This window comes from Rhodobaculum claviforme (assembly GCF_016653255.1).
In the GTDB taxonomy this organism is placed as follows: domain Bacteria; phylum Pseudomonadota; class Alphaproteobacteria; order Rhodobacterales; family Rhodobacteraceae; genus Rhodobaculum; species Rhodobaculum claviforme.
Genome location: NZ_NHSD01000202.1, coordinates 1 through 8,461, shown reverse-complemented (window position 1 = coordinate 8,461; position 8,461 = coordinate 1). Strand labels below are relative to the sequence as shown.

Sequence of the window (8,461 nt, the reverse complement as noted above, 5' to 3'; positions counted from 1 at the left end):
CCCCCGTACAGACCCCTGTGCCACCCCTGCCCCGGGGCGCGCTCATGCCATCGGGACCCCGTGCGCAGCGCCTCCGGGCCTGTCCGTTCGGACAGCCCTCCATCCGTCGGCCCGCCTGCCCTGTCCGGCCGCGCGATTGAACGCGGACCGGGCGGGGCAGAGAATGGCGCCATCCGGACAGTCCGGCGCCCGTGTCCGCGGTCGGCCGCCCCCACCCAGCGAGGTCCACCCATGGTCTCCCTCCCCTTTTCCTTTTCCACCGCCGCGGCGCGGGGTCTGCGTGCGGGGCGGGTGCGCGGCGTGCTGGGCGCGGCCTGCATCACCACCGTGCTGGGCATGGCCGCCAGCGCCGTTCAGGCCGCCAGCCACATCGGGCTGCTGGGCGAGGTGTGGTTCAACACCGACCCCTATGCGAACCTGCCCGCCGAGGCGCGGGTCAAGGACGCCATCCTGTCCGCCACCGAGGACGCGATGCGCGCGCGCCCCGCGGACGGCCGCTTCGTCGCCACCGCCTTCGATTATCCGCAGGGGGCCAATACCGTGATCTCGTCGGGGACCGGGGCGGGGACGGTGGCGGATTTCCTCGGGACGGATGCCGCCAGCCTGGTGCTGCGGGACGGGGCCATCGTCCCCCGAGAGCCGCTGCGGCTGTCGCTGTGGCGCTTCACCGGCACCCTGCTGCTGGCGCCGAACACCACCTACGACTTCCGCATCAGCTCGGACGACGGCAATGCGACCTGGATGGGCCACCCCGCCGGCGTCTATCCCGAATACCCCGACCACGAGACCCGGACCTTCCGCGTCTCGGGCACCTTTCAGATGGATTGCTGCCTGTTCAGCCACACCACCGGGGACGATGGCGCGGTGCCGTTCAAGATGATCTTCTACGAACGCTACGGCAACACCGGCCTGCGCATGGACTGGCGCGCGGCCGGCACCGAGGACTACGGCGTGCTGCAAGGCCCGATGCTGAGCCGGGGCGACACCCTCGCCCCCAGCCCGATCCCGCTGCCGGCGGCGGGGTGGATGCTGCTCGTGGCGCTGGGGGGGTTGGGCGCGGTGGGCTGGCGCCGCCGCGCCTGATCGCACCGGGGGCCTCGTGCACAGGGTCCCCCCTCTCAGCCCTCCAGCAGGCCGGTGAGGTAGCGGCCATAGGCGTTCTTGGACATGCGGGCCGCGCGGGTGCGCAGCTGATCGGCGTCGATCCAGCCCTGGGTCCAGGCGATTTCATCGAGGCAGCCGGTCTGCAGGCCCTGGCGGTCCTGCAGCGTGCGCACGAAGTTGCCCGCGTCCAGCAGGCTTGCATGCGTGCCGGTGTCGAGCCAGGCAAAGCCGCGGCCCATGCGCTCGACCTCCAGCGCGCCCTCCTCCAGATAGCTTTGCAGCAGGCTGGTGATCTCCAGCTCGCCGCGCGCCGAGGGCTGCACCCGGGCCGCGCGCGCGGGCGCGGTGCCGTCGAGGAAATAAAGCCCGGTGACGGCATAGGGGGACGGCGGGCGCTCGGGCTTCTCGATGATCTCGGTCACGCGGCCCGCGTCGTCCATCGCCACCACGCCATAGCGTTCGGGATCGGCGACGTGGTAGCCGAACACCGTGCCGCCCGCGGTCCGGGCATCCGCGCGCGCCAGCAGTTCGGGCAGGCCGTGGCCGAAGAAGATGTTGTCGCCCAGCACCATGCACGACGGCGCCCCCGCCAGGAAATCCGCGCACAGGGTATAGGCCTGCGCCAGCCCGTCGGGGCTGGGCTGGATCACCCAGGTGAAGCTGAGGCCCCAGGCGCTGCCGTCGCCGAGCGCGCGCTGGAACTGGGCCTGGTCCTCGGGGGTGGTGACGATGGCGATCTCGCGGATGCCCGCCAGCATCAGCACCGACAGCGGATAATAGACCATCGGCTTGTCGTAGATCGGCATCAGCTGCTTGGAGACCCCCATGGTGATCGGCCACAGCCGTGTGCCCGATCCGCCCGCAAGCACGATGCCCTTGCGGCCCGAGGCGCTGGATACGGTCATGGGGTGTCTCCTGTCAGGTCATGGAGCAGGGCGCGCCAGTCCGGCCGGGCCACGCCGAAGGCGGCGGTGAAGCTGCCGCAGTCCAGCCGCGAATTCAGCGGCCGCGCGGCGGGGGTGGGCCAGTCGGCGGTGGCGATGTCGGCAACCGCGCACGCCAGGCCCGCGGCCTGCATGATGGCGCGCGCGAACCCCGCCCAGCTGGTGTCCGGCGTGCCCGCGTAATGATAGGTGCCCGACAGATCGGGCCGGTCGATCAGCGCGCGTGCGACCGCGTGGCAGGCCGCCGCCAGATCGCCCGCCGGGGTCGGCGCGCCGATCTGGTCGGCCACCACCGTCAGCCGGTCGCGTTCTGCGCCCAGCCGCAGCATGGTGGTCACGAAGTTCCGCCCCCGCGGCGCCACCACCCAGCTGGTGCGCAGGATCGCATGCACCCCGCCCGCCGCCACCACCGCCCGTTCCCCCGCCAGCTTGGAGGCGCCATAGACATTGCGCGGCGCGGGCGTGTCGTCGGGCCGCCAGGGCCGGTCGCCCGACCCGTCGAAGACGTAATCGGTGGAGATGTGCACGAACGGCACCCCCAGCCGGGCCGCGGCCTGCGCCATCGCGCCGGGGGCGGCGGCATTGGCCAGATGCGCGCCCCGGGGGTCGCCCTCGGCGGCGTCCACCGCCGTCCAGGCGGCGGCGTTGATGACGGCCGCCGGCGCATGGGCGCGGATGGCCGCGGCGCAGGCGTCGGGGTCCGACAGATCGGCTGCGTCGCGCCCCAGCGCCACCACGCCGGGCATCGCCGCCAGGTACCCGCCCACCTGCCCGCTGCGGCCGAAGGCCAGGATCGGCGCGCTCATGCCCGCGACCCACCCGGCGCGGGGGGCCGATGTGCGCCGCCGCTCATGCCCCCTGGCCCGCCGTGGCGCCCGCAAGGCCCAGCCGCGCGCCCACGCCGGGGCGCGCCAGCAGCGGGCGCCACCAGTCCTCGTTGGCCAGATACCAGTCCACGGTGCGCGCAAGCCCCTGCTCCAGCGTGACCGAGGGCCGCCAGCCCAGCTCGGTGCGGATGCGCGTGGGGTCGATGGCATAGCGCGCATCATGCCCGGGCCGGTCGGCCACAAAGCTGATCAGCCGGTCGTGCGGCGCGCCTTCGGGCCGGCGGTCGTCCAGGATCGCGCACAGCATCCGCACCAGGTCGATGTTGCGCGCCTCGTTCTCGCCGCCGATGTTGTAGGACCGCCCCAGCCGGCCGCGCTGCAGGACCTCCAGCAGCGCCTCGGCGTGGTCCTCGACATAGAGCCAGTCGCGCACGTTCTCACCCGCGCCATAGATCGGGATCGGCTGGCCCGCCAGCGCGCGCAGGATCACCACCGGGATCAGCTTCTCGGGGAAGTGGAAGGGACCGTAGTTGTTGGAGCAGTTCGTGAGCACCACCGGCAGGCCATAGGTCTCGCCCCAGGCGCGCACCAGATGGTCGGACGCCGCCTTGGAGGCGGCATAGGGGCTGCGCGGGTCATAGGGCGTGGCCTCGGTGAACTGGCCCTCGGCGCCCAGCGAGCCATAGACCTCGTCGGTGGAGACATGGTGGAAGCGGAACGCCCCGGGCCGGCCCGCGCGCTCCCAGTACGCCCGCGCGGCCTCCAGCAGCGTGAAGGTGCCGCGCACATTGGTGTCGATGAATTCCCCCGGCCCGTCGATCGACCGGTCGACATGGGATTCGGCGGCCAGATGCAGCACCGCGTCGGGGGCATGGGCTGCGAAAATGCGGTCCAGCGCCGCGCGGTCGCGGATGTCGGCATGCTCGAACGCATAGGCCGGGTGATCCGCCACGCTCGCCACGCTGTCCAGGCACGCCGCATAGGTCAGCGCATCGAGGTTGACGACCGCATGCCCGTCGGCGATCGCGCGCCGCACCACCGCCGAGCCGATGAAGCCCGCGCCCCCCGTCACGAGAATTTTCATGGGGATCTTCATGCGTCCGCTCCCTCCCAGGGCAGGGGCCCGGTGTAATCGAACGGGCTGGTCCAGTCACGAAACCGCGGCGCGCGCGCGTCCTTGTCCGAAATGACGGCGGCGGCCGGGTCGAGGCCCCAGTCGATGGCCAGATCCGGGTCGCCAAACGCCACCGCCCCGTCACACTCGGGCGCATAGGGCGCCGAGCATTTGTACCCCACCACCGTGTCGGGCACCCGCGTGACAAACCCATGCAGGAACCCCGCCGGCACCAGCAGCTGGCGGCCGCTGTCCGCGCTCAGTTCCACCCCCACCCACTGGCCATACCGCGGCGAGCCGCGGCGCACATCCACCGCCACGTCCAGGATCGCCCCCGCCACCACCCGCACCAGCTTGGCCTGCGCCATCGGCGGCGACTGGTAGTGCAACCCCCGCAACGTCCCCACAGGCCGGCTGAGGGACTCATTGTCCTGTACGAAATCGATGTCGATCCCCGCCTCGGCCAGCCGCGCACGGCTCCAGGTCTCGCAAAACCGCCCACGGGCGTCGCTGAAAACCCGAGGCGTCAGAACCACCACGCCGGAAAGGGATGTCGGGGCGATCTGCATGGTACCTCTCGGGGCGGGTCTCGGGTCATCGCCGTCATGGCGCAATCGCGCGCGCACGCCAACCCCCGGCGCGGCCGGCGTCACACCCGCCGCGCCAGCCAGCCCAGAAACGCCGCATCGGGGCTGCGCAGCGGCGCGCGGCCGGTGCGGACCCAGACGTCGCGCCATTCCGCCACCAGCGCATGCACGTCCCAGCCCGGCGCGCGGCGGCGGGCCTCCTCCAGGGTGGCGGAGCGCAGGTGGGGACCCTCGCCGGGGGCGGCGGGGACCACGCGGCGGCGCACGACCAGGATGTCGCCCGCCCCCTCGGACAGGGTGTAGTCGGGCAAGGGGTCGGCCGCGATCATGTCGCGGATCATCCGGCGAAACACCCGCAGCGGCGAGGCGGAGCCGGATTTCTCCGCCAGCGTCGCCAGCCCCACGCGCCATTCCGGCTGGCGGCCGCAATGCTTGCGGGCGATCTCGTAGACCCGCCGCTCCAGCGGCTTGCGCAGGCTGAAATAGTCGCGGTTGAGCGTCAGCACCGCGCTCGAGAGCACCGCGCGATAAAGCCACTCCGACAGCGTCACCAGCACCTGCACCATGCGCCCGCCGCGCGTGGCGCGCACGATGCGCCAGCTCTCGATCAGGCCGAAGCCGGTGGTGGTGGTGGTCTCGGCGGTGGCGATGTTGGTGGTGATGCGGGTGCCCGCCAGCCGCTCGAAGGCGTCCACCAGCCGGCGGTAGCCGTCGCCCGAGGTCTCGCGTCCCGTGGCCACCAGCAGATCGTGCGCGCGCAGGGACAACGTGCGCGACACCGGCTGGCCCGCGTTCAGCGCCCCCATCAGCTGGCTGATGCAATAGATCAGGATGTCCTTGTCGAACAGCGTCGCGCGGCCCCGCACCGAGGGCGTCACCGTGATCTGCACCGGCCCGCGGGCATAATGCAGCACCCGCAGATCGGGCCGCGTGGCCAGCGAGAAGATCGGATGCTCCATCGAGGCCATGTCGTCCTTGGGCAGCACGCCCGCGAAATCGCACAGGAAGAAATCCGGCGTGGACGGCCCCGCCAGCGCCCGTCCCGCACCCCCCGTCATGTCACCGCTCGTCCCGCCCGCCTGCCCCAAGGCCTGCCTCCCTGCCCATCCGTTACGCCCGTCCGTTGCACCCGTCCGGCGGCCACCTGCCGCCCCACCGTCCCCGCTGCGTCCCCTCTGCATCCCCTCTGCGGCCCTGCCTGAGGCCTCGGCGGACGGCCCCTCGGACAGGGGTCGCGGCGGGGCGGCGGGCTTCGTGGTATCGTTATCGCCCACGCTATCGCCGCCCCCGGGACCGGTCCACCCCGGCCGGCATCCCGCGCATCGCCGGATCGTGGGATCGGAATCGCAGGATCGGGGTACCGGAATCGCGCGAACGTGGGATCGGATTCACCACACCCCCACACGGGGCCAGAAACGCCAGTCATTCAAGGGGCTTGGACGACAGACCCTGGCACTGTAACAACTTACCTAACAGATATTAACGGCCACAGGCCGATGGCGCTGTCGCCAAAAAGGCACAGGGACAAAAAGAAATCCGGCAGAGGACCGCAGAGGATCGACATGTGCGCCCCAAATGGGGATATGCGATGAAAAAGCGCACATGGCCCCAAAGTGCGCACTCCGAAAGGCTGTCCCCATGTCCACGCCCCCCCCGCGCCCGGCCGGTCGGACCCGCGCACAGCCCAGCCCCCCGGATGCAGGCAGCGCCACCGACACACCCGCCAACAGCCCCGTGGACACTGCGGAGCTTGCCCGGATCGCGGCGGCCTGTGCGCAGGGTCGGGCCGATCTGGCGGCACGCGGGCTGGATGCGGCCGGAACACGCACGCTGCGGCGGTTCTCGGCCTGGGAGGTGACGCGCTATCTGATCCCGGTGGCGCCCGCGCATCTGCGCCGGGTGCTCAAGGCCAACCCCGAGCTGCCGCAGGGGCGGACCGACGCCGGCGGCGGCACCCGATGGTTCACCCTCGACGAGGTGCTGCGGCTGCGGGCGCATCTGGCGGCCGAAGGCTCCAGGTCCAAGGAATACCAGCCCTGGCGCCCCGAGGGGTTGCCAGCCAAGGTGGTGGCGGTGGCGAACTTCAAGGGCGGGGTGGGCAAGACCTCCACCGCGGCGCATCTGGCGATGGCGGCGGCGCTCGACGGGTATCGGGTGCTGGTGGTGGATCTCGACAGCCAGGGCTCGATGACCTCGATCTTCGGGGGGCGGGTGGCGGATGAGTGGGGCACGGTGTTTCCGCTGATCGCGCGGCATTACGCGCGCCACATGCAGGCCGACAACCGCGCCCGCGCCGACCGGGGCGAGGCCCCCCAGGCGCTGGACGAAACCCTGGACGAGGCGCTGAAGATCACCGCGCGCGACGTGATCCAGCCCACCCACTGGCCCAACATCGACCTGATCGGGGCGCAGCTGAACCTCTACTGGGCCGAATTCCAGATCCCGGTGTGGCGGATGGCGGCGCGGGGCTGGAAGATGTGGGATGCGTTGGGCGACAGCCTGGCCGATGACGGGGTGCTGGACGACTATGACCTGGTGTTCCTCGATACCCCGCCCGCGCTGGGGTATCTGACGATCAACGGGCTGGCGGCGGCCGACATCCTGCTGGTGCCGACGGGCGCGAGCTTTCTGGAGTTCGACTCCACGGGGCGGTTCTTCGACATGCTGCACGCCACCTTCGCCTCGATCGAGGAGGGGGAGAACATGGCCGCGCGCGCGCTCGGCCGCCCCGGCCTCGCGTTCGAATGGGACGCGGTGCGCGCGCTGATCACGCGCTACGACGGCACCCAGCAGGCGGAGCTTGCGTCGCTGATGCAGGCCTGGATGGGCCGCGCGCTGGCCCCCCAGCGCCAGGAGTTCACCGCCCTGATCGGCCAGGCCGGCGAGCAGGTGCGCGGCCTCTACGAGGCCGACCCGCGGGATTTCAACCGCGACACCTACATCCGCGGGCGCGAGACCTTTGATGCCACCTATGCCGCCTTCAAGCAGCTTCTGCACAGCGTGTGGCGGCGCGATGCGGCCACAGCCACAGCCACCGAAGGGAGCTGACGATGGCCCGGCGCCGCCTGACCCCCCTGCCCTCACACCTCCCCGCGCAAGACCCGTCAGCAGGGACAGCGGAGGCCGCCACCAGCCGCCCGGCGGATCGCGCCACCCCCCCCATCGCCCGCGTGGCCGGCGCCGAGGCCACTGCGGCCGCGCTGCGCGAGGTGTCGGACGCGCTGGCCGGTGCCCGCGCCGAAGGCCGCCTGGCGCTGCGCCTGACGCTGGACCAGATCGAGGACGGCTGGCTGGTGCGCGACCGCCTGGCCCCCGAGGGCGAGGACTTCGCGGCCCTGCTCGCCAGCCTGCGCGCCCATGGCCAGCGCACCGCCATCGAGGTCAGCGAACTGGCGCCGGGGCGGTACGGGCTGATCTCGGGGTGGCGACGGTTGACGGCGCTGCGCGCGCTGCACCGCGACACCGGCGAGGCGCGCTTTGCCACCGTGCTGGCGGTGCTGCGCCGCCCCGAAGGCGCGGCCGAGGCCTATGTCGCCATGGTCGAGGAAAACGAGATCCGCGCCGGGCTGTCCTATTACGAGCGCGCGCGCATCGTGGCCCGCGCCGCCGAGGCCGGGGTGTTCCCCGGCGACCGGGCCGCGTTGCAGGCGCTGTTCGGCGCCACCAGCCGGGCGCGGCGGTCCAAGATCGGCAGCTTCATCGGCATCTACCGCACGCTGGACGGGGTGTTGCGCCATCCCGCCGCCATCCCCGAACGGCTGGGCCTGCGGCTGGCGCAGGCGCTGGAGGACGACGCGCAGTTTCCGCGGCGCCTGCGCGCGGGTCTGGCACAGGCCGCCCCCACCACCCCCGAGGCCGAACTGGGCGTGCTGGAGGACCTTCTGG

At 72.1% G+C, this 8,461-nt stretch carries 8 protein-coding genes; 3 read left to right on the top strand and 5 right to left on the bottom strand.

What is annotated here, in order from left to right:
• Positions 1–231 precede the first annotated feature (231 nt).
• Positions 232–1,083, top strand: a complete 852-nt coding sequence (locus CCR87_RS07015) for a VPLPA-CTERM sorting domain-containing protein (RefSeq protein ID WP_201156845.1) — start codon at positions 232–234, stop codon at positions 1,081–1,083.
• Positions 1,084–1,118: 35 nt separating this feature from the next.
• Here CCR87_RS07015 and rfbA read toward each other — a convergent pair whose 3' ends face one another.
• The 5 genes from rfbA to CCR87_RS06990 all read right to left on the bottom strand — a co-directional run bounded on the left by rfbA (position 1,119) and on the right by CCR87_RS06990 (position 5,634).
• Positions 1,119–2,009 (bottom strand): glucose-1-phosphate thymidylyltransferase RfbA, encoded by an 891-nt coding sequence (gene rfbA, locus CCR87_RS07010; RefSeq protein WP_201156844.1) that lies wholly within the window; start codon positions 2,007–2,009, stop codon positions 1,119–1,121.
• Positions 2,006–2,854, bottom strand: a complete 849-nt coding sequence (gene rfbD / locus CCR87_RS07005) for a dTDP-4-dehydrorhamnose reductase (protein WP_201156843.1) — start codon at positions 2,852–2,854, stop codon at positions 2,006–2,008. Before rfbD ends, rfbA begins: the two co-directional genes overlap by 4 nt.
• Positions 2,855–2,897: 43 nt before the next feature.
• Positions 2,898–3,959: a dTDP-glucose 4,6-dehydratase gene (gene rfbB, locus CCR87_RS07000; protein WP_201156846.1), complete on the bottom strand. Its 1,062-nt coding sequence runs from the start codon at positions 3,957–3,959 to the stop codon at positions 2,898–2,900.
• An 8-nt stretch (positions 3,960–3,967) separates the two neighbouring features.
• Complete coding sequence (gene rfbC, locus CCR87_RS06995; protein WP_201156842.1) at positions 3,968–4,558, bottom strand: dTDP-4-dehydrorhamnose 3,5-epimerase; 591 nt, start codon at positions 4,556–4,558, stop codon at positions 3,968–3,970.
• 80 nt (positions 4,559–4,638) lie between these two features.
• On the bottom strand, positions 4,639–5,634 hold the full coding sequence (locus tag CCR87_RS06990; protein ID WP_201156841.1) for a replication initiator protein A: 996 nt from the start codon (positions 5,632–5,634) through the stop codon (positions 4,639–4,641).
• A gap of 580 nt (positions 5,635–6,214) precedes the next feature.
• Between CCR87_RS06990 and CCR87_RS06985 the strand changes: the two genes are divergently transcribed.
• Both CCR87_RS06985 and CCR87_RS06980 read left to right on the top strand, forming a co-directional pair.
• A complete protein-coding gene (locus tag CCR87_RS06985) occupies positions 6,215–7,624 on the top strand; it encodes an AAA family ATPase (protein ID WP_201156840.1) in 1,410 nt (469 codons plus the stop codon).
• A gap of 2 nt (positions 7,625–7,626) precedes the next feature.
• Positions 7,627–8,461 (top strand): ParB N-terminal domain-containing protein (locus CCR87_RS06980; protein WP_201156839.1); only part of this gene is annotated, 835 nt, incomplete at its 3' end.

What these genes read in the sequence shown, in the direction of transcription:
- CCR87_RS07015 (WP_201156845.1), top strand. Translation starts at nt 232, where the DNA reads ATGGTCTCCCTCCCCTTTTCCTTTTCCACCGCCGCGGCGCGGGGTCTG.
- rfbA (WP_201156844.1), bottom strand. Translation starts at nt 2,009, where the DNA reads ATGACCGTATCCAGCGCCTCGGGCCGCAAGGGCATCGTGCTTGCGGGC.
- rfbD (WP_201156843.1), bottom strand. Translation starts at nt 2,854, where the DNA reads ATGAGCGCGCCGATCCTGGCCTTCGGCCGCAGCGGGCAGGTGGGCGGG.
- rfbB (WP_201156846.1), bottom strand. Translation starts at nt 3,959, where the DNA reads ATGAAAATTCTCGTGACGGGGGGCGCGGGCTTCATCGGCTCGGCGGTG.
- rfbC (WP_201156842.1), bottom strand. Translation starts at nt 4,558, where the DNA reads ATGCAGATCGCCCCGACATCCCTTTCCGGCGTGGTGGTTCTGACGCCT.
- CCR87_RS06990 (WP_201156841.1), bottom strand. Translation starts at nt 5,634, where the DNA reads ATGACGGGGGGTGCGGGACGGGCGCTGGCGGGGCCGTCCACGCCGGAT.
- CCR87_RS06985 (WP_201156840.1), top strand. Translation starts at nt 6,215, where the DNA reads ATGTCCACGCCCCCCCCGCGCCCGGCCGGTCGGACCCGCGCACAGCCC.